Source organism: Kribbella sp. NPDC003505, from assembly GCF_040610875.1.
Lineage (GTDB): Bacteria > Actinomycetota > Actinomycetes > Propionibacteriales > Kribbellaceae > Kribbella.
This window is the reverse complement of the sequence record NZ_JBEXNA010000001.1, coordinates 35,059-55,259: the sequence shown is the minus strand read 5'-3', so window position 1 is coordinate 55,259 and position 20,201 is coordinate 35,059. Positions and strand designations below refer to the sequence as shown.

Annotated in this window: 16 protein-coding genes; 5 read left to right on the top strand and 11 right to left on the bottom strand. The window is 70.7% G+C overall.

The window, feature by feature from the left end:
* Positions 1-30 precede the first annotated feature (30 nt).
* Positions 31-1,476: an NAD-dependent succinate-semialdehyde dehydrogenase gene (locus tag ABZX12_RS00235; RefSeq protein WP_355688396.1), complete on the top strand. Its 1,446-nt coding sequence runs from the start codon at positions 31-33 to the stop codon at positions 1,474-1,476.
* 13 nt (positions 1,477-1,489) lie between these two features.
* Here the strand turns inward: ABZX12_RS00235 and ABZX12_RS00230 are convergent, their stop codons facing one another.
* Together ABZX12_RS00230 and ABZX12_RS00225 are read right to left on the bottom strand one after the other, a co-directional pair.
* Entirely contained in the window at positions 1,490-2,137 is a 648-nt protein-coding gene (locus ABZX12_RS00230) for a GntR family transcriptional regulator (protein ID WP_355688395.1), read from the bottom strand.
* Positions 2,134-2,862, bottom strand: coding sequence for a maleate cis-trans isomerase (locus tag ABZX12_RS00225; protein WP_355688393.1), 729 nt, complete (start codon positions 2,860-2,862; stop codon positions 2,134-2,136). The genes ABZX12_RS00230 and ABZX12_RS00225 overlap by 4 nt, the downstream gene beginning before the upstream one ends.
* 45 nt (positions 2,863-2,907) lie before the next feature.
* Between ABZX12_RS00225 and ABZX12_RS00220 the strand changes: the two genes are divergently transcribed.
* Complete coding sequence (locus ABZX12_RS00220; protein WP_355688392.1) at positions 2,908-6,000, top strand: FAD-linked oxidase C-terminal domain-containing protein; 3,093 nt, start codon at positions 2,908-2,910, stop codon at positions 5,998-6,000.
* Here ABZX12_RS00220 and ABZX12_RS00215 read toward each other — a convergent pair.
* From ABZX12_RS00215 to ABZX12_RS00205, 3 genes are all read right to left on the bottom strand, one after another.
* The gene (locus ABZX12_RS00215; protein ID WP_355688390.1) at positions 5,997-7,136 is read right to left on the bottom strand and encodes a PLP-dependent aminotransferase family protein; all 1,140 of its coding nucleotides are present in this window, start codon (positions 7,134-7,136) and stop codon (positions 5,997-5,999) included. The genes ABZX12_RS00220 and ABZX12_RS00215 overlap by 4 nt on opposite strands.
* Before the next feature lie 71 nt (positions 7,137-7,207).
* Positions 7,208-8,362, bottom strand: coding sequence for a M24 family metallopeptidase (locus ABZX12_RS00210; protein ID WP_355688388.1), 1,155 nt, complete (start codon positions 8,360-8,362; stop codon positions 7,208-7,210).
* Positions 8,359-9,114 (bottom strand): Asp/Glu racemase, encoded by a 756-nt coding sequence (locus ABZX12_RS00205; protein ID WP_355688386.1) that lies wholly within the window; start codon positions 9,112-9,114, stop codon positions 8,359-8,361. Before ABZX12_RS00205 ends, ABZX12_RS00210 begins: the two co-directional genes overlap by 4 nt.
* 67 nt (positions 9,115-9,181) lie before the next feature.
* Between ABZX12_RS00205 and ABZX12_RS00200 the strand changes: the two genes are divergently transcribed.
* Genes ABZX12_RS00200 through ABZX12_RS00190 form a run of 3 tightly spaced genes read left to right on the top strand, consistent with a single transcriptional unit; the run spans position 9,182 to position 12,044 of the window.
* Positions 9,182-10,174 (top strand): D-2-hydroxyacid dehydrogenase, encoded by a 993-nt coding sequence (locus ABZX12_RS00200; RefSeq protein ID WP_355688384.1) that lies wholly within the window; start codon positions 9,182-9,184, stop codon positions 10,172-10,174.
* Complete coding sequence (locus ABZX12_RS00195) at positions 10,171-11,556, top strand: amidase (protein WP_355688383.1); 1,386 nt, start codon at positions 10,171-10,173, stop codon at positions 11,554-11,556. Before ABZX12_RS00200 ends, ABZX12_RS00195 begins: the two co-directional genes overlap by 4 nt.
* Entirely contained in the window at positions 11,553-12,044 is a 492-nt protein-coding gene (locus ABZX12_RS00190) for a DUF3830 family protein (RefSeq protein WP_355688381.1), read from the top strand. Before ABZX12_RS00195 ends, ABZX12_RS00190 begins: the two co-directional genes overlap by 4 nt.
* On the opposite strand, the gene ABZX12_RS00185 is transcribed toward ABZX12_RS00190, so the two are convergent.
* Genes ABZX12_RS00185 through ABZX12_RS00160 form a run of 6 tightly spaced genes read right to left on the bottom strand, consistent with a single transcriptional unit; the run spans position 12,031 to position 20,201 of the window.
* Positions 12,031-12,843 (bottom strand): MerR family transcriptional regulator, encoded by an 813-nt coding sequence (locus tag ABZX12_RS00185; protein WP_355688379.1) that lies wholly within the window; start codon positions 12,841-12,843, stop codon positions 12,031-12,033. The two genes, ABZX12_RS00190 and ABZX12_RS00185, sit on opposite strands and share 14 nt — an antisense overlap.
* A gap of 8 nt (positions 12,844-12,851) precedes the next feature.
* Positions 12,852-14,189 (bottom strand): amidase family protein, encoded by a 1,338-nt coding sequence (locus ABZX12_RS00180; RefSeq protein WP_355688377.1) that lies wholly within the window; start codon positions 14,187-14,189, stop codon positions 12,852-12,854.
* A gap of 33 nt (positions 14,190-14,222) precedes the next feature.
* Positions 14,223-15,386 (bottom strand): amidohydrolase family protein, encoded by a 1,164-nt coding sequence (locus ABZX12_RS00175; protein WP_355688375.1) that lies wholly within the window; start codon positions 15,384-15,386, stop codon positions 14,223-14,225.
* Positions 15,383-16,657, bottom strand: coding sequence for a M20/M25/M40 family metallo-hydrolase (locus ABZX12_RS00170; protein ID WP_355688373.1), 1,275 nt, complete (start codon positions 16,655-16,657; stop codon positions 15,383-15,385). Before ABZX12_RS00170 ends, ABZX12_RS00175 begins: the two co-directional genes overlap by 4 nt.
* 17 nt (positions 16,658-16,674) lie before the next feature.
* Positions 16,675-18,252: an allophanate hydrolase gene (atzF, locus tag ABZX12_RS00165; protein WP_355688371.1), complete on the bottom strand. Its 1,578-nt coding sequence runs from the start codon at positions 18,250-18,252 to the stop codon at positions 16,675-16,677.
* The gene (locus tag ABZX12_RS00160; protein WP_355688369.1) at positions 18,249-20,201 is read right to left on the bottom strand and encodes a 5-oxoprolinase/urea amidolyase family protein; all 1,953 of its coding nucleotides are present in this window, start codon (positions 20,199-20,201) and stop codon (positions 18,249-18,251) included. Before ABZX12_RS00160 ends, atzF begins: the two co-directional genes overlap by 4 nt.

Below are 20,201 nucleotides of genomic sequence, written 5' to 3'. Positions count from 1 at the left end.
CCGGGTGACAGGCTGGCGGGTGAGGCGAGGGTGGTCGACGCGGTCGAGAAGCGGTTGTTCGTCGACGGGAAATGGGTGGAGGCGACGCGCGGCGCGATCTTCGACGTCGTCGATCCGTCGACCGGTGAGGTGCTGTGCGCGGTCGCCGACGCCTCGCCCGCGGACGGCCGGGCCGCGCTCGAGGCAGCGGTCGCCGCCCAGCGGGACTTTGCCCGGACCGCACCGCGCGAACGCGCCGACATGCTGATGACGGCGTACGAGCTGCTGATGAAACGCGCCGACGAGTTGGCGCTGCTGATGACGCTGGAGATGGGCAAGCCGCTGCGGGAGGCCCGTGGCGAGATCGCGTACGCGGCCGAGTTCTTCCGGCACTTCGCGGGCGAGGCGGTACGGATCGACGGGGGGTACCAGACCGCGCCGGCCGGAAACGCCCGTTTCCTGGTCACCAGGCAGCCGGTCGGCCCGTGCCTGCTGATCACCCCGTGGAACTTCCCGATGGCGATGGGCACCCGCAAGCTCGGCCCGGCGATCGCGGCCGGCTGTACGAGCGTGATCAAGCCCGCCCATCAGACGCCGCTGTCGATGCTGGCGTTGATGGGGATCCTGGCCGAGGCCGGCGTACCGGCAGGCGCCGTCAACTGCGTCACCGCGATGGACGCGGGCGGCGTGATGGAGCCGCTGATCCGCTCCGGGCTGGCGCGCAAGCTGTCCTTCACCGGCTCCACGCGGGTCGGCCGGATCCTGCTCGAGCAGTGCGCGGAGAAGGTACTGCGGACGTCGCTGGAGCTCGGCGGCAACGCGCCGTTCATCGTGTTCGAGGACGCCGACCTGGACGAAGCGGTGATCGGCGCGATCGCGGCGAAGATGCGGAACATGGGCGAGGCCTGTACGGCGGCGAACCGGATCTTCGTGCACGCCTCCGTGATCGACGAGTTCGGCCGGCGGCTCGCGGAGCGGATGGCCGCGCTGACGGTCGGGCGCGGGACCGAGCCGGGCGTCGACGTCGGTCCGCTGATCGACGAGGCGGGCCGCGAGAAGGTCCGGTCACTCGTCGCGGACGCGGTCGGGCGCGGCGCGATCGTGCTCACCGGTGGAGACGTGCCCGCGGGGAGCGGGTACTTCTATCCGCCGACGGTTCTGACCGGCGTACCACGGGAGGCCGCGATGGCCGACCAGGAGATCTTCGGCCCGGCGGCGCCGTTGACGCCGTTCAGCACCGAGGACGAGGTGGTGCAGGCGGCGAACGACACCGAGTACGGGCTGGTCGCCTACGTGTTCACGAACGACCTGCGGCGAGCATTGCGCGTCGCGGAGGCGATCGAGACGGGGATGGTCGGGCTGAACCAGGGCGTCGTGTCGAACCCCGCCGCGCCGTTCGGCGGCGTGAAGCAGTCCGGGCTCGGCCGCGAGGGCGGCGCGGTGGGGATCGACGAGTTCCTCGAGACCAAGTACATCGGGATCGCGGTCAACGACTGAACGGGTGGCCGGGTCAGCGGTTGACGAGGCGCTCGATGGCGTCGTCCATGTGCGCGATCAGGAGCCGTTCGGCGCGCTCGGCGTCGCCGTCGCGGATCGCCTCGCCGAGGTTGTTGTGCTCGATGGCGCGGGCGTCGGCAGCCAGGTACGTCTCTTCGAGTGCGTGGATGCACATCCGCGTCTCGATGATGGACGTCTGGTGCATCCGCGACAGCCGCGGGCTGCCGGCCAGCCGGACGAGGAGCTCGTGGAACTCGATGTCGAGCTCGCCGATCGCCGCCGGGTCGCCGTCGGCGGCCAGCATCCGGTCGGCGACCGCGCACAGCGCCGCCCCCGCGGACGCGTGGTCGCCGCAGAGGATCTTCTGGATCGCGGCGCGCTCGACCGCCTCGCGGGCGAGGTACATGTCGCGGATGTCGTCCGGCGTCATGTCGATGACGAACAGGCCGCGGTTGCGGATCGAGACCAGCAGACCCTCCTGGGTCAGGCGCTGCATGCCTTCGCGCAGCGGCCCGCGGCTGACGCCGAGCTTGCGGGCCAGGTCGGCCTCGCCGAGCTGCGCGCCGGGCTTCAGCTCCCCATGGCCGATGGCCTTGCGCAGTTTGTCGGCGATGATGCTCGGCGTCGACTCCTGGGCCAGCGGCTCGATGTATGTGGTCACTCCGAATTCCCCCTTGTGGCGAACAACGTCCCCAGATGTGGCAAAGACGGTACAGGCCCGGCCAACTGGAGCCCCTTCCAGACCGTCACCTGGTTCGCGGTCAGCACCGGTTTGCCGACCGCGGCCTCCAGGTCGTCGACGATCTCGAGCGTGTGCATCGCGGTGTCCGGCACCAGTACCGCCTCGGCGTCCGGGTGGTCGGCCGCCTTCACCATCGCCACCACCTGGTCCGGCGCGAGGGTCCCGACCTCCGCGGCGGTGACGATGCCGTTGCTGCCCATCGACACCACCTCCAGGCCGCCCGCGGTCAGGAACCGGACGAAGTGCTGCGCGACGTCCTCGGGGTACGACGCGGCGACGGCGACCCGTTTCAGGCCGAGCATCCGGCACGCGTCGACGAACGCGATCGACGTCGAGGACGCCGGGACGCCGAGCGCCTGCGCGACGCCGGCTGCCTGGATGGTCGCGCCCTCCGGGCCGAACACGAAGCTGCCCGAGGTGCAGGCCCACATCACCGCGTCCGGCCGCGACGGTGCGAGCTCGGCGGCGCCCTCGGCCAGTCGTTCCGCGCGGCCGAGGTCGAGCAGGGCGTCGACCCGGTGCGCGTCCTCGCCGACCGAGGTGATGACGACCGGCAGCTTCACCGAACCGTCGAGCCGGGCCTCGAGCGCCGGGTAGTCGTCCTCCGCGCTGTGTCCGGGGTAAAGGAGTCCTACCGTGACCATCTGGCCTCCTGGCTGGTCGAACGACCGAAAGGTAGATTGTCGACAATGTTAACCCCAGAGCGCTCCGGTGCCGGAGCTGCGGCGTACGACGCCGCGCGGCTGGTCGCGACGTTGCGCCGGGAGTTCCGGGGCGAGATCGGCGACGACCGGCGGACACGCGCGCTGTACGCGACGGACGGGTCGAACTACCGCGCGGTGCCGGACCTGGTCGTCGTGCCGGCCGATGCCGAGGACCTGGCGGCGGCTGTCTCGCTGACCGCAGCCGCCGGCGCGCCGGTCGTGCTGCGGGGCGGGGGTACGTCGATGGCGGGCAACGCGATCGGGGTCGGGGTCGGGATCGGGGCCGGTGTCGGGGCCGGTGTCGGGGTCGGCGTCGGCGTCGGTGGTGGCGTGGCCGGCGGGGGCGACGTCGGCGGCGTCGTGATCGACACGTCCCGGCACGTGTGCCGGATCCTCGGCATCGACGCCGCCGCGCGGACGGCGGTCGTCGAGCCGGGCGTCGTACTGACGGATCTGCTGGCGGCCGCGCGACCGTACGGGCTGGCGTTCGGCGCGGACCCGTCGTCGGCGAGCCGGGCCACTCTCGGCGGCATGATCGCGAACAACGCGTGCGGCGCCCACTCGGTCGCCTGGGGTACGACTGCCGACAATCTGCAATCGCTCGACGTCGTCCTCGCCGACGGAACTCGTCTGACCCTCGACGCGCCTGGTGACGGATCGGGCGGGGCGGCCGCTCCCGGGCAGGATCGGCGTGCGGAGCTGGCCGGTCGGCCGGGGCGGGAAGGGGAATTGCATCGGGCTCTGCAGGACTTCGCCGGCCGGAACGAGCTGCTGATCCGCCGCCGGTTCGGGCAGTTCACCCGGCAGATCTCCGGGTATGCGCTGCATCGTCTGCTGCCGGAGTACGGGTACAACGTCGCCGGTCTGCTGGCCGGCAGTGAGGGCGGCCTCGCCGCGACCCTCCGCGCCACCGTCCGGCTCGTGGAGTTGCCGAAGACAAAGGTTCTGTGCGTGCTCGGGTTCGCCGACTCGATCACGTCGGCGGACTGTGTACCGGTCGTCCTGCGGCACGCGCCGCTGACGATGGAGTCGATCAACAACGAGCTTGTCGACAGGCTGCCGACCGAGGTGCGGGACGCGGCGGTCCACGCCGGGCTTCCGGCCGGGAACGCCTGGCTCCTGGTCGAGATCGGCGGCGAGGACGAGCTGGCGGCCGCCTCCGCTGCCCGCGCGATGCTCGACGAACTGCGGGATTCCGGCGCGACGGCGTCGCTGGTGACCGATCCGCGGGCGCAGGCGGTGCTGTGGCGGTGCCGTACGGACGCCGCGGGTCTGGCGACGCGGCGCGCGGACGGAGCCGAGGCGTGGGGCGGTTGGGAGGACGCCGCCGTACCGCCGGAGCGTTTGGGCGCGTACCTGCGCGGCCTGGACGAGCTGCTGGGGCGGCACGGTCTGTCCGGCGCGTCGTACGGGCACTTCGGCGAGGGCTGCATGCACATGCGGATCGACTTCGACCTGCTGAGCGCGCGGGGCATCGCGACGTACCGGGCGTTCGTCGAGCAGGCCGCGGACCTCGTGGTCGAGCTTGGCGGCTCGGTGTCCGGCGAGCACGGCGACGGGCGGGCGCGCGGCGAACTGCTGAGCAAGATGTACGGCGCTGACGGGGTCGCCCTGTTCGGCGAACTGAAGCGGATCTGGGACCCGGCGGGCGTGCTGAACCCGGGTGCGATCGTCGACCCGCCGCCGCTCGACCTCGCGATCCGGCACGACGGGCCGGCCAAGGATCGTAGATTGCCGACAATCTTCGACTACCCGGATGACGGTCACGACTTCGCGCAGGCGCAGCGGCGGTGCGTGGGGATCGGGAAGTGTCGGCAGACGTCCGGGAGCGTGATGTGCCCGAGCTATCAGGTCACGCGCGAGGAACTGCACTCGACGCGTGGGCGTGCGCACCTGCTGTGGGAGATGCTGCAGGGCGACCTGATCACCGACGGGTGGCGGTCGGCCGAGGCACGCGACGGGCTGGATCTCTGCCTGTCGTGCAAGGGGTGCCTGTCGGACTGCCCGGTGAACGTCGACATGGCGACCTACAAGGCCGAGTTCACCCACCACCACTATGCGCGCCGCCCGTGGGCCCGCCCGCTGTCGCACTGGTCGATGGGCTGGCTGCCGCTGTGGTCGCGCCTCGCGTCGCACGCCCCCCGCCTGGCGAACCGCTTCGCCCGCCTACCCCTGACCAAGCGCCTCGGAGGCATCGCCCCCGAACGCGAGGTCCCACCTTTCGCCCCGGAGACCTTCACCCACTGGTTCACCCGCCAAGCCACCCGCCAAGCCACCCGCCAAGCCACCCGGCAGGAGCACGCCCGGCCGGAGCAGATTAGGCCGGAGAGCGCGCGGCCGAGGAGTGTGGCGTCGGGGAGTGCGGGGCGGGTTGTGTTGTGGCCGGACACGTTTACCAACTACCTTGCGCCGGAGATTGGCCGGGCCGCGGTGGCTGTGCTGGAAGCGGCCGGGTTCGAGGTAGTGGTGCCGGCGAGGCCCGTGTGTTGCGGCCTCACGTGGATCTCGACCGGCCAGCTCACCCGAGCGCGCCGTGTCCTGACCCGCTCCCTCGGCGTACTCGCGCCGTACCTCGAGGCCGGCACACCGATCGTCGGTCTCGAGCCCAGCTGTACGGCGGCCTTCCGCCACGACGCACCTGCTCTGCTTGTCGACAATCCACTCGCCGCGGCGGCGGCCGCGAACACGCGAACGCTGTCGGAACTCCTCGTCGAGTCCGGCTGGCAACCGCCGCAGATCGGTGGCGCGGCGTTCGTGCAACCGCACTGTCACCAGCACGCCGTTCTCGGCTTCGACGCCGACCGGAAGCTGATGGCTGCGGCCGGCATCGAGGCCGGTCTCGCGGAACCGGGCTGCTGCGGCCTCGCCGGCAACTTCGGCTTCGAGCGCGACCACTACGACGTGTCCCAGGCGGTCGGCGAACGCACACTGCTCCCCGCCGTACGATCGTTGCCCGAGACAACCACCGTCCTGGCCGACGGCTTCAGCTGCCGCACGCAGATCAGCCAGTCGACAACGCGCGCCCCTTACCACCTCGCGCAGGTGTTGGCCCAAGCGCTCGGAACACGGCCGGACTAGCTCATCAGCTTGTCGGTGGCGCGACGCAAACGGGTGACGCCCTCGTGGATCCGATCGGGGGCGGTCGACGCGAAACAGAGCCGGAAAGCGTTTCGGAAACGGCCGGTGGGCGAGAACGCCGGTCCGGGGATGAAGGCGACGCCTTCGGCGAGTGCAACCTCGAACAGTTCCTCGGTCTCGACGCCGTTCTCCAGCGTCACCCAGAGAAAGAAACCGCCTTCCGGATCCGTCCAGTGCGCGATGTCGGCGAAGTGTTCGGTCAGCGCGGCATGCATCGCTTCCTTGCGCCGCTTGTACTCGCGGCGCTGCCGGACCAGGTGTTCCTCGAGATGCCCGCCGGTCAGGAATCCGGTCAGCAGCCGCTGCGCCGGGAGGTTCGTGCAGGTGTCCATTGCCTGCTTCGCGTTGATCAGCAGCGGCTGCAGTTCGGGATCCGTGTCCACCCAGCCGACGCGCAGACCGGGCGCGACGATCTTCGAGAACGTTCGTACGGCGAACACCAGCGGATCGCCCGCGCCGAGCTCCCGCAGCGTCGGCAGGGGATCACCGGCGAACCGGAGCAGACCGTACGGGTCGTCGTCGATCACCATCGACCCCCAACCGCGGGCCAGCTCGAGCAGACGCTGTCGCCGGCGGAGCGACATCGTCGCGCCGGACGGGTTCTGGAACGTCGGGATCGTGTAGATCGCCTTCGGCGTTCGGCCGTCGAGCAGCCGCGGTAGATCGTCGACAATCATGCCGTCGTCGTCGACCGGCAACTCGAGCAGCTCCGCGCCGTACGAGAGCGCCGTCGCGCTGCCGTTGGTGTACGTCGGTGACTCGACGACGACCAGATCGCCCGGGTCGACAAAGATCTTGCAGAACAGGTCAAGGCCCTGCATGCCCCCGGCCGTGACGGTGAGCCGATCGGCGGTGGTCTCGTCGCTGGTCCCGCGCAGCATCTCCAGCAGCGCCGCGTGCAGCGGCGGGTCGCCCTCGGTCGCCGCGTAGTCGAAGGCGGCGGGACGGCTCAGCTCCTCGGCCGCGATCGCGGACAGGATCCGCGCCGGTACGGCCTCCGCCGCGGGCGATCCCATCGCGAACCGCACGATGTCGTGCGTCTGCTTGTGCAGGAGCGACATACTCGAGTCGATCACCGAACCCACCAGACCGATGGCGCGGGCGGCGTACGGGAGCGCTGAGGGTGCTGGGCGTGCTGACAAGGGGGTTACCTCCTGATGGTCAGTTCGTAGGACAGGCCGGTCAGTCGTTCCACTCCGTCGGCGCTGACCACGACGGGTTCGGACAGTTCGTATCCCCACCCGTCCATCCACATTCCGAGAATGACGTGGAACGCCATGCCCGCGGTCAGCACGGTGGTCTCGCCGGAGCGCAGGCTGACGGTGCGTTCGCCCCAGTCCGGCGGGTACCCGATGCCGATCGAGTACCCGATCCGCGATTCCTTCACCAGACCGTGCGCCGCGATCACCGCGTTGAACGCGGCGTGCACCGCGCTGCCGGTGACGCCCGGCCGGATTGTCGACAACGTCGCCTGCATGCCGTCGGCAACGATCTTCGCGGTCTCGCGGAGCCGTCGCGGCGGGTCGCCGAGCATCACGGTGCGGGCGAGCGGCGCGTGGTACCGGCGGTGGACGCCGGCCAGTTCGACCGTGGTCGCCTGATTGTCGACGAACGGACGATCGCTCCAGGTCAGGTGCGGCGTCCCGGCCGCGTCGCCGGTCGGCAGCATCGGCACGATCGCCGGATAGTCGCCCCCGTGCTCCGGTGTTCCGGTCGCCTGCGCGGCGAGAATCTCGGCGGCGACGTCGCACTGCCGCCGGCCCGGTCGGAGCCGGTCGAGCGCGACCCGCATCGCCTGCTCCGCGATCGCGCCGGCGATCCGGAGGTGGTCGAGCTCATCCGGCGATTTGACCAGCCGGACCCAATTCACCAGCTCGGCCGAGTCGACCAGCCTGCGGCCGGGCAGGCCGTTGCCCAGGGCAAGGTAGCCGCGGGCAGTGAAGTAGTGCGCATCGCTCTCGACGGCGACGTCCGCACCGGCTGGGATCAGCTCGTGGCAGATGGTCGCGATCCAGTCGTACGGATGGACGTCCGGCCGGTGTACCAGCACCTCGGGATACCCGTGGATCTGGTCGGCGCGCAGGTTGGAGGTGTACGACGCGCCGGCCGCATCCATCGCCCGCGCGAAGAACTGCACGTCACCGTCGGCCGGGACCAGCAGACACTGCGGCGTGTAGAACGACCAGGCGTCGTAGCCGGTGAGGTAGAAGAGATTCGCGGGATCGCTGACCACGAGCGCACCGAGGCCGCGCTCCGCCAGGACCGCGCGAACCCGGGTCAGCCGGGCGGCATATTCGCTCATCGGATTGTCAACAATCGTTGTCCCGGACCGACTCCTTCATGTCCGGCGAGTTCGAGCGCGGACCACATCGTGACCTGGTTCGCGGTCAGCACCGGCTTGCCGAGCGTGGCCTCCAGCCCGGCGATCACGTCGTACGTGGGCAGGTTGGTGCAGCTGATGAAGATCGCCTCGACCGCGTCGCTGTCGACGCTGCGGACCAGCTCGACCGTGGTCTCGTAGGGGACCGCCCAGATCTGCGCGATCAGACCGAGTCCGGCGGTCGCGACCACCTCGACCCCGGCCTGGGCGAGGAACGCGCTCAGCCCAGCGGTCAGATCGTTGGTGTACGGCGTGACCGTCGCGATCCGGTTGACCCGGAGCCGGCGCAGCGCGAGCAGCAACGCGCCGCTGGTGGTCACTGCGGCCGGCGCCCCGGCGCCGACCATCGCGTCCACGAGGGCGAGTTCACCGGTCAGCCCGCCGACGAAGCTGCCGAATGTGCAGGCGTATGCGACCACGAGCGGACCGACCGGCAGCACGTCGTACGTCGTCCGCGCGATCAACTCCGGATCCGAGATGTGCACGGCCATCTCGACTGTGGCGGCCATCGGCGCGTACGGCGTCCGCGTGACGTGCAGCGTGACGTCGTCGGGCACCCAGCGCCACAGCTCGCGGTCGAGCGCGAAGTCGTACGGCGCGACGACGCCGATCCCGGTCTGCAGCAGCGGCGGCACCACCGCCGGCAGCGGGTGGGTGGAGGGACGCGTGCTCATGCCAGTCAGTGTGCGGTGCGAGGGAGATTGTTGACAATCCTACTAGCGAGTTCCTAGCCTCGATCACGTGCCAGCCCTCCCGCCAGCAAGCACCGAGCGACCCGTGGTCGCGGTGCTCTGTGAGCGCGCGACGGATCGGCCGCCGGGGCTGGACGGGCTGCCGGTCGACTTCCGGTACTGCGCCGCGGACGGGCTGGCCACCGCGGTTCGGGGTGCGCGCGCACTGATGCTCTGGGATTTCTTCTCGACGGCGGTCCGGGATGCTTGGGCGGCGGCGGATGCGCTCGAATGGATCCATGTGACCGCAGCCGGTGTGGACACCTTGCTCTTCGACGAACTGCGCGACTCCGCCGTCGTGGTCACGAACGCGCACGGCGTGTTCGACCGGCCGATCGCCGAGTACGTGCTGGGCGCGGTGATCGCGCACGCCAAGGACAGCCTCCGCAGCTTCGGCCTGCAGCGCGAGCGGCGCTGGCAGCACCGCGAGACCCGGAGCGTCCTGGGGGCGAAGGCGCTGGTCGTGGGGACCGGCGCGATCGGGCGGGAGACGGCCCGGCTGCTGCTCGCGGCCGGGCTGGAGGTCCGGGGTGCCGGACGGATCGCGCGAGGGGGCGACCCGGACTTCGGCACGATCGTTGCCAGTAGCAACCTGCCGGCCGAGGTCGGCTGGGCCGACCATCTCGTGATCGCGGCGCCGTTGACCGCGGCGACCCGCGGACTCGTCGACGCCGCCGTGTTCGCCGCGCTGCGGCCGGGAGCGCACCTGGTGAACATTGCCCGCGGTCCGATTGTCGACGAAACGGCACTGCTCGCCGCTGTCGGCAGTGGACGGATCGCCGCCACGCTCGACGTGTTCGACACCGAGCCGTTGCCGCCGGACCATCCGCTCTGGGACGCGCCGAACGTCACCGTCACCGCGCACATGTCGGGCGACGTGGTCGGCTGGCGCGACACCCTGGCGGCGCAGTTCGCGACCAATGTGCGGCGCTGGCTGGCCGGCGAACCGCTGCTGAACATTGTCGACAAGAAGCTTGGCTACGTTCCGACGGGAGATCGATGACCGAGGCAACCGAGCTGGTCGAGGGCTACCGGACCGGCGCACTGTCGCCCGTCGAGGCGACGCAGCAGGCGCTGGACGCGATCGAGCGGTACGACGACCAGGTCAACGCCTTCGTCCTCGTCGACGCCGAAGGCGCGCTCGCCGCCGCGAAGGAATCGGAGACCCGCTGGCACGCCGGAACCCCGCTCGGGCCCGGCGACGGTGTACCGACGTCCATCAAGGACGCATTGTGGACAAAAGGCTGGCCGACACTGCGCGGCAGCACGATGATCGACCCGGCTGGGCCGTGGGACCAGGACGCGCCGTCCGTCGCCCGGCTGCGCGAGACGGGCGCCGTCATCCTCGGCAAGACGACCACACCGGAGTACTCCTGGAAGGGCGTCACCGACTCCTTCACCTACGGCGCGACCGGCAACCCGTGGGATCCGGCGAGGACATCGGGCGGCTCGAGCGGCGGCTCGGCGACCGCGGTCGGCCTCGGGATGGGTGTGTGGTCGCTCGGCACGGACGGCGGTGGATCCGTGCGGATCCCGGCCGCGTTCACCGGAACGGTCGCGCTGAAACCGACGTACGGGCTGATCCCGCTGTTCCCGCCGAGCGCGTTCGGGACGTTGTCGCACGCCGGGCCGATGACGCGGACCGTGCGCGACGCGGCTGCTCTGCTCGACGTGGTTGCCGGGTTCGACCCGCGTGACTGGTCGGCGATGCCGACACCGGCCCGGTCCTTCCTGGACGGTCTCGACGACGGCGTCGCCGGCCTCCGGATCGGTTTCTCGTCCGATCTTGGTTTTGTTGACAATCATCCGGAGGTCGACGCGCTGGTGCGCGCCGCGGTCGGCGTCCTCGCGGAGCTCGGCGCCGAGGTGACGGAGGTGGATCCCGGGTTCGCGGATCCGATCGACGCGTTCAACGTGCTCTGGTGGTCCGGTGCAGCGAAGGTGCTGTCGGCGCACGCGGTCGACGATCGCGTCGACCCGGGACTGCGCCGGGTCGCCGCGCAGGGGTCGGCTTTCTCGGCGTCGGACTTCCTGGACGCGACCAACGTCCGGATGGAACTCGGGACGCTGATGGGTCGCTTCCACCAGCAGTACGACGTGCTCGTGACGCCGACTCTGCCGATCACCGCGTTCCCGGTCGGCCAGGACGTGCCGGAGGGGTCGTCGTCGCCGGACTGGACCGACTGGACGCCGTACACGTATCCGTTCAACCTCACCCAACAGCCGGCGCTGAGTGTGCCGTGCGGCTTCACGAGCGACCGTCTGCCCGTGGGGTTGCAGGTCGTCGGAGCGCGGCATGCCGATGCGCTGACGTTGCGGGTCGGCCAGGCGTATCAGGCCGCGACCGACTGGCACCGCCGGACCCCGACCTTGGAGGGACGATGAAGCACATTACGGTCAGCCTGGACAAGCGCGGCGTGAGCTGCGTGGCGAAGCTGCTCGACGACGTTGCGCCCCGGACCTGCGCGGCGGTCTGGGATGCGCTGCCGCTGTCGGCGCCGGTGTTCCACGGAAAATACGCGCGGAACGAGATCTACACGCTGGTTCCGGCGTTCGCGTCCGATCCGGGCAAGGAGAACACCACCGTCACGCCGATTCCGGGAGACCTGTGCTGGTTCTCGTTCGACTCCGACGACCTGGGCAATCCCGCCTACGGGTACGAGAACACGACCGGTACCGGTACGACCGGCGCGATCGTCGACCTCGCGGTGTTCTACGGCCGGAACAACCTGCTGATCAACGGCGACCAGGGGTGGGTGCCGGGAAACGTTTTCGGCGCGATCATCGAGAACCTCGACGAGTTCGCCGCCGCCTGCCAGGACCTGTGGATGGGCGGCGCCCGCGGGGAGACGTTGTCGTTCAGCCGGTTGTGAGGGGCTGCTGCAATTCGGTGACCCAGTCGTCCGGGTTCTCCGGGGTCTCGAGGTAGAGCTCGCGGGCCGGCTCGGCGGCGCGCCGGCCGTTGTCGTCGAGCCAACGCGCGAGCGCCTGCCAGGACGGAAGTACCTGATCGATCGGTCCGCGGTGCACGAGCGTCGCTGCCTGCATTGCGGGCAGGTCGATCACCGCGAGGCCGTTGAGGTTGCCGTCGGCATCGACCGCGCCTGGGACCGTCGCACGTACGACGACCTCGTCCTCGGAGCTTTGTGCGTACAGACAGGTCAGCCGGCCGGCGGGGCGGACGTCTGCATCCGGTAGCAGCCGGCCGAGTTCTGCGCAGAGGGGATGGACCACGGGAGTGATGTCGTCGGGCGTGAAGCTGGCCGCCGTCGCGGTCAGTCCGACGAGTCGTACGGCTGGCAGGTCCTTGACCACGACGTCCGCGTTTGGGACGTCGTTCTCGAGGCCGCGCAGGCGTGACTCGACTTGCGCGAGCCGGGCCTGGCTCTCGGCCAGCGTGGTCTCCAGTTGTGCGCGTCGCATGGTGAGCATCGTGCGGAGCTCGGACAGGCTGAGATTGTCGGCAATCATCGTGTTGACCTGGTCGAGGGAGAAGCCGAGGTCCTTGAGTGCGACGATCCGATTCAGGTCGGCGAGCTGGGCGGCCGTGTAACTGCGGTAGCCGGTGGCGGGGTCGACGTACGCGGGGTGCAGCAGGCCGATGGCGTCGTAGTGCCGCAGCATCCGAATCGACACCCGGCCGTGGCGGGCGAACTCACCGATCGCGAACATGACGGCAGTCAACCAGCCAGGAGTTCCGCGAAGGTGATCGCGGTGTCGTCCTCGTGCCATGGGCCGATCACCTGAGCACCGATCGGCAACCCTGCCGGCGTGTGCCCGATCGGCATGCTGAGCGCGGGGTGCCCGGTCAGCGCGGCGTGGGCGATCCAGAAGACCTGCGTTTCGTACGGCAGGCCGTCGATTGTCGACGATCCGTGGGGGAACGCGACCGTGAAGCTGGTCGGGCAGAGGAAGACGTCGACATCCTCGAAGTACCGCTGCCATCGACCACGCGCCGCCATCCGCCGCCGATCCAGCCCGCGCACGTCCTCAAGCGTCAGACCACTCCCGGCCCCGCCGTCCGGGTCACCTTCGGAGTTGGCGTGGAGGGCGAAGAACAGTTCTACCTGGCGGCCGAACTCTTCGGCTTGCTCGGTGGGATCTACGCCGTCCGGCCAGTTGTCGACAATCTTCGCGCCGCTGTGGGCGAGCCGGTCGATCGTGTCGGACAGCGCGTCGCCGACCTCGCCGGTGACCGGGGCCGCGGGGTGGTCCAGGACCACGCCGACGCGATAGTCCGCGAGCCTGTCGTGCCGGGGGCGGGGCAGCGTGTACGAGTACGGCGCCTCGGGGCCGGCGGTGGCGTGGAGGGCGAGCCGTAGGTCGCCGGCGGTGCGGGCAAGTGGTCCGATTGTTGACAAGTTGGGCAGCTCGCTCGGGAGGTACGGCGTACCGGGGACCTGGAAGCCGCGCTGCGGGATCAGGCCGTTCGTGGGTTTGAGTCCGTACACGCCGCAGTACGCCGCCGGCAGGCGGATCGAGCCGACCAAGTCGGAGCCGTACTCCAGATAGGTGAGATCGGCGGCGAGTGCCGCGGCCCCGCCGCCGCTCGATCCGCCCGGCGTCCGAGTGAGATCGGCGGGGTTGTTCGTGCGGCCGTAGATCTCGTTCGCGGTCTGGCCGAAATCGGCGAGCATCGCGTGCACGTTGCTCTTCCCGATGACGATCGCCCCCGCGCGCTGCAGCCGCTCGACGACCGCCGCGTCACGGTCGGCGACGTGCTCAGCGAACGCCGGATTGCCCCACGTGGTGTGCAGACCGGCGACGTCGAAGCACTCCTTGACCGTCATCGGCACACCGTGCAGCGACCCGAGCGGCCCGAGCGATCCGAGCGATCCGCGCGCCGCCACCATCGCGTCGGCCCGATCGGCCGCCGCCAGGGCGTACTCCCGGCGTACCTCGACGACCGCGTTGACCTCCTGGTCGTCCGCGATCCGCGCCAGCAGCTCCTCGGTCACCTCACGCGACGACACCTGACCTGTGCGGATCCGGTCCGCGATCTCTCCTGCAGTCATCATGCGCCCGGTCTACGACCTGACACGGTGTCAGGGTCAACGCCCGACTTCGGCTCCGTTGTGAAAGACCCGCCGGATCCGGCCGTCGAGCGCGGTGCAGTCCAGCTCGGTGCCGTCGAGCAGCACCAGATCAGCACGCTTGCCCACCGCGATCTCGCCGCGGTCGTCCGCGAGACCCAGCAGTCTCGCCGCGCCGATCGTCGCCGCTCGCAGTGCACCCGCATCACCGAGGCCGGCGGCAGCCAGATGCCGCAGCTCCCACAGCACCTCGGTGTGCGGCCGGACCGGGTTGTCGGTGCCCATCGCGATGTTCACCCCCGCGGCGATCGCGAGTCGCATCGATTCGCGGTGAGCCTCCGCGGCGCCGTCCGGTACGGCGGCGGGGTCGGACTGGGTGACGGACAGCGTCGGTACGTACCAGGTCCCTGAGTCCGCCATTGCCTGTACGGCGGATTCGTCCAGGTACGTGCCGTGCTCGATGCTGCCCGCGCCGGCGCGGGCAGCGAGCTCCGCGGCCCGGGCTCCGTGCGCGTGCACCATGACGCGCCGCCCTCCGCGCCGCCGGGCTTCGTCGACGAGCGCGGTCATCTCGTCGTCGGTCAGCTCGAGGTCCGCGAGGCCTTTGCCGATCGCCAGGGATCCGGTGGCGGTCACCTTGATCCAATCCGCACCGGCCCGGATCATCCGCCGGACGACGGCCCGCGCCTCGTCGGCCCCGTTGAAGATCGGGTCCGGCAGCGACGGATCCTCGAAGAAGTCGAGCGGCCCGGTTCGCGGCGCCCAGAGGTCGCCGATTCCGCCGGTCGTCCCCACCTGCCGCAGACTGAGCAGCACCTGCGGCCCGTCTATCCAGCCTTTCTCGACGGCCATCCGTACGCCGGCGTCCGCGCCCCACGCGTCCCGCACAGTAGTGACGCCGAGACCGAGGAGTGTTCGCAGCACCGGTACGGCGGACAGCGGGCGAACGGAGCGCGGCAGCCCGAACGGGTCGATCCGCGTCTGCGCGATGCACAGGTGCGTGTGGCAGTCGATGAACCCGGGAACCAGCAGCCCACCCTCGCAGTCGACCGCCGCGTCACCGTCCGAACCGATCCCGACCTCGACGATCCGCTCACCGGCCAGCACCACATCAGCCCGCCGCACTTCACCGGACGCGACATCGAGAACCGACCCGCCCCGAAGCAGCACCCGGCGCGTCACAGCAACCTCAGCGCGGCCAGCGCGTAGGCGCGTGCCGCGATGACGAGTTCGGCCACGGCGACCGATTCGTCGGCGCGGTGTGCCTGGGTGGTGACCGAACCGGGGCCGAGGACAACCACCGGTACGCCGAGGTCGCGGGCGACGTACCCGCCGTCGCAGGCCGCGGTCCAGCCGGCCAGGGGGAGCGGAGGTCCGCCGGCGTCGAACCGGGCCGCCTCGGTGACCCGGACCAGTTCGTGCTCCTCGGGGGTCTCGAAGGCGGGCATCTCCATCGGCATCGCGAGCTCGACCGTGAGGCCGCGATCCTCCAGATGCAGGGCGGCAATGCGGCGGCCGAGGTCGGCGAGGACCTCGGCGGGGGATTCGCCCGGCAGGAGCCGGCGGTCGGCGACGACCACGCAGTCGGCGGGGACGATCGAGCCGCCGGTGCCGCCGTTGATCTGGCCGACGCTCCAGGTCGCGGGGCCGAGCAGAGGGTGCGGTGCGGCGGCGAGTTCGTGATGCAGGCGTTCGATCTCGGCGACCACGGCAGCCGCGCCGTAGATCGCGTTAGCGCCGCCGTCCGGGTTGCCGGCGTGCGAGGCGCGACCGTGCACCGAGACCTGCAGATACGAGTCGCCGCGCGCCGCGATGATCGTCTGCAGGTCGGTGGGCTCGGCGGTGATGCAGCCGAGGTACCGACGGGACTGGGTGTTGGTGGAGTTGTGTCTCGCCCCTGTCCTTTCCGCTTCAAGTCTATCGAGCGGCGGGCCGGGCGCGGCTGGGTTATCCACAGGCGCGGGCTGGGCGGCTTCGACGTAGGCGCGGATGCCCTTGCCGGTTTCTTCTTCGTCTACGACGGCGAGTAGCTCGACCGGGCCGGTGAGAGTGGCGCCTCGGAGGGCGGCCAACGCGACCAGGGCTGCGGCGAGGCCGCCTTTCATGTCGGAGGCGCCGCGGCCGTAGATCCGGCCGTCACGCAGGAGACCGCCGAAAGGGTCGACTGTCCAGCCGTCGCCGACCGGAACCACATCGGTGTGCCCGAGCAGCAACAGGCCGGGACCGTTGCCCCCGGCAAGCGTGACCGAGACGTTGTCGCGGTCACGCTCGACGGGTGTCGTCCGGACGTCGAGGCCGAGTTCGTGCGCGGCCGCGGCGAGAGCGGCCACGGTGGCGCTCTCCTCGCCGGGCGGATTCTGGCCGGGTGCCCGGAGCAGGTCCTGCGTCACCCGGACCAGCAGGTCCTCGTCGATCCGGTCCAGCACTGTCTGTTCGGCGGGCGTGAGGCTCATGCCCACCAACCATAGGGTCAGCTCCCGGCCAGGTACGCCCGCCAGCCGCCCGCCGCCGTGATGTCCCGCGCCGGGTCCGCGGCATCCGCCGTACAGACGAACCCGAGCACCTGCTGTCCGTCCGACAGTTCCACAGGGCCGATCGCCAGCGGCGGATCGATGGTCGTCGCGAAACCGCCGAGCTCGGTCGCGGGCAGCCTCCACACCTCGACCTCGATCCCTGGACCGTCCGCGCCCGTCAGCGTCCGGGTCAGTCCCGGACGCGGCCCGTCGACGAGGTACATCCGGTACGACGACGCGGTCCGCGCGGCGAACGCCAGCCGTGCACCACGCCGTACCAGCTGGTCGTTGAGCGGCTGGCCGGACAGATGCGCGCCCGCGACCGCGAGCAGAACGTCGCCGTCCGAAGCCGGCACGTCCTCGCCGGTCCACGCGGATGCCAAGTCGATGAGCTTGAGATCATGCCCGGCCGGTGCCAGCAGCTGGATCCCGAACGGCAGACCGTCGGCGCGATCCGGTCCCGGGAACGCCACCGCGCACAGATCGAGGAGGTTGACCATGTTCGTGAACCGGCCGAGGCGGCCGTTCGCGCCGATCGGATCGGCCGCGACCTCCGCCACCGTGGGATGCCCGGGCGTCACCGGTAACAGCAGCGCGTCGAGCTTCGTCCACAGGTGTTCGCTCGCGCGGGCCAGGGCCGCGAGCCGGTCGAAGCCCGCGAACGCGGCGGCCGCGGTCAGCGACGCGCCGCCCCGCACGATCGTTCGCACGGTCGGGTCGACCGCCGGATCGTCGTCCAGCTTGTCCCCGAAGGCGAGCCAGCGCTCGGCCAGCCACGGCCCGGAGTACAGCAGGTCCGCGGCCTCGAGGAGCGGCCGCACATCCACCTTGACGACGTCGCCGAGCCGATGTGCCTCGGCGAGCGTCTCCTGCCAGGCCGCCTCGTGCAGCGGATCCAGGTCGAGCCCGATGTCCGGTACGCCGATCACGCCGCCGAAGCCGCGCCGCCGCCGGGGCAGGTCGGAGGCGCGCCGCGACCACGCGTCGTCCGGGTCGTACGTGGCCATCACCTCGTACGCCGCCCGCGCGGTGGTCACGGTCCTCGCCATGACGGTCACGCAGTCGAGTGACCGGCAGGCCGGTACGACGCCGCGCGCCGAGACCAGCCCGCGGCTCGGTTTGATGCCGACAATCCGATTGAAAGCAGCCGGCACCCGTCCGCTGCCGGCCGTGTCGGTGCCGAGCGCGAAGTCGACCTGACCAGTCGCCACAGCGACGGCACTGCCCGAGCTCGATCCGCCGGACACATGCCGGTCGGAGAAGACCGAGTGGCACGCGCCGTACGGCGATCGCGTGCCGACCAGCCCGGTCGCGTACTGGTCGAGGTTCGTCTTCCCCAGCGGTACGGCGCCGGCCGCGATCAGCTGGTCGACGACGAAGGCGTTGCGCTCCGCTGGACGCGCGTTGCGCGGGTCGCCGGCCGTCGTCGGCACCCCGGCGAGATCGATGTTGTCCTTCAGTGCCATCGTCAGCCCGTTCAGGACCCCGGGGAGCGGTGCGATCGGGTCGACCCGGGTGATCCACTCGTTGTTCATGCACCCCACCGTGCCCTCTCGGCCTCGAACGCGGCGCGCCGTCCGGCCCGCACGGTCGCGATTTCCACAGGTGCCTCCTGCTCGATCTTGCGGACGTCGGCGATCGAGAACGTCGCCGGCGCGGTCTTGAGATCGGCTCGCCCGGCAGCGATCTCGGCCCGCTCGTGGGCGAGTTGCTCCGCGCTCACCGGGACGAATCTGATCAGGTCGAACTGCCGCAGGAGCCAGGGCTGCTCGTCGGCGGGGGACAGCCGCCAGACGGGGACGGTGCGTCCGACCAGCTGGTACCCGCCCGGGCCTTCCATCCCGTACACACACAGGTAGATCCCGCCGATCCCGACCGCGTTCTGCGGCGTCCAGGTCCGGGCCGGGTTGTACTTCGTCGTGACGAGGCGGTGCCGCGGATCGACCGGTACGGCGACCGGTGCGCCGAGGTACACGTCGCCGAGACCGACCACCAGGTACGTCGCGGCCTGCACGATCTCGAACACGTCGTCGCGCGCGCCGAGATCGTTGACCCGGCGGATGAACTCGACGTTGTCCGGGCACCACGGCGCGTCCGGCCGCACCGACGTCGCGTACCGGCGCATCGCCTCGTGCGCCTCGGGGTGGTCGAACGCGATCGGCAGCACGACCTCGCGGGCAGGCAGCACCACGGTCTCGGGATCAGCCAGTCCGGCCGCCAGGAACGCGAGCTGTTCCGCGAGCGAGGTGAGGGCGATCCGGGCTGAGTCGACCGCGACCAGCAGCGACCGCACACCCTCGACGATCTCCGTCACGCCGGCCGGGCGCTCGTTTCGGAGGGCTTGAGCCAGCAGGTGGATCCACACCCGGACGGTGAGATCCAGTTCGGCCGGCCCGGCTTCGACCAGCAGGTGCCGTTCGCCCGCGCATCTGATCGTGTACGCCGGAGTGGTGCCGGCCGGATCGCCTCGGTGCAGTGTGTTCGGGCGTTCGGGTGCAGCGGCCGACGTGGCGACCGCGGTCGGCTCCTGGCGTAGGTCGGTCAGCCAGCGGCGGCGGGCCCGGATCGCTTCGGCGGCCGTCTCCTGGGTCACCGGGACCAGTTGCACGGAATCGCCCGCGCTCAGCTGGCCGAGCATCCACCGGTCGGCCTCGATCACCACGGCCGGTACGACGAAACCGCCCAGCGACGGGCCGTCCTTGCCGACGATCACCGGGGTGTCGCCGGACAGCATGATGCCGCCGACCGGGTACGCCGAATCGTGGACGTTCGACGGATGCAGGCCTGCCTCGCCGCCGTCGGTCCGGGCCCAACCGGGAGTCGGACCGAGCAACCGGACCCCGGTGCGATCGGAGCGATGGTCGACAATCCAGTTGTTGGCGAAGAACGCGTCGACACCGTCTGCGGTGAGATGCTCCGGCGCACCGTGCGGCCCAGGGATGACGCGGATCTGCCACGAGCCGGACATCGACGGCAACTCCACCGACAACGGGGTCAGCAGGTTCTCCCGGCGGCCCAGCGGAATCCGGTCGCCGGCGGCCAGCGGGCGACCGTCGTGTCCGCCGAAGCCGCCGAGGATGAACGTGGACCGGCTCCCGAGCACGCGCGGCACGTCCAGTCCGCCCTGAACGGCCACGTATCCCCGCATCCCGGGACCGTCGAGCGGGCCGACATCCAGCACGGAGCCGGCCGGCCAGCGCACGACCATCCCCGGCCTGATCGGCAGATTGTCGACAGTCGCACGGCGGACCGCGCCGCCGACGCAGATCAGCCGGTCCTCGTCGCATGTCAGCACGGGCCCGGACAGCACGCACTCCAGGCCGGCTGCCGTGTCCGGATTGCCGACCGCAGCGTTCAGCAGGGCGAACGTCAGCTCGTCAGCGGCGCCGGACGGCGGCACGCCGACATCCCACAGCCCCGGCCGCCCGGCGAGATCCTGCACCGTCGTTTGGACACCAGGATTGTTGACAATGATCACGGCCAC

Bases quoted from the DNA above. Each gene is read 5' to 3' on its own strand.
- ABZX12_RS00225 (WP_355688393.1), bottom strand. From the start codon at position 2,862: ATGGTCACGGTAGGACTCCTTTACCCCGGACACAGCGCGGAGGACGAC.
- ABZX12_RS00220 (WP_355688392.1), top strand. From the start codon at position 2,908: ATGTTAACCCCAGAGCGCTCCGGTGCCGGAGCTGCGGCGTACGACGCC.
- ABZX12_RS00210 (WP_355688388.1), bottom strand. From the start codon at position 8,362: ATGAGCGAATATGCCGCCCGGCTGACCCGGGTTCGCGCGGTCCTGGCG.
- ABZX12_RS00205 (WP_355688386.1), bottom strand. From the start codon at position 9,114: ATGAGCACGCGTCCCTCCACCCACCCGCTGCCGGCGGTGGTGCCGCCG.
- ABZX12_RS00195 (WP_355688383.1), top strand. From the start codon at position 10,171: ATGACCGAGGCAACCGAGCTGGTCGAGGGCTACCGGACCGGCGCACTG.
- ABZX12_RS00190 (WP_355688381.1), top strand. From the start codon at position 11,553: ATGAAGCACATTACGGTCAGCCTGGACAAGCGCGGCGTGAGCTGCGTG.
- ABZX12_RS00185 (WP_355688379.1), bottom strand. From the start codon at position 12,843: ATGTTCGCGATCGGTGAGTTCGCCCGCCACGGCCGGGTGTCGATTCGG.
- ABZX12_RS00180 (WP_355688377.1), bottom strand. From the start codon at position 14,189: ATGATGACTGCAGGAGAGATCGCGGACCGGATCCGCACAGGTCAGGTG.
- ABZX12_RS00170 (WP_355688373.1), bottom strand. From the start codon at position 16,657: ATGAGCCTCACGCCCGCCGAACAGACAGTGCTGGACCGGATCGACGAG.
- atzF (WP_355688371.1), bottom strand. From the start codon at position 18,252: ATGAACAACGAGTGGATCACCCGGGTCGACCCGATCGCACCGCTCCCC.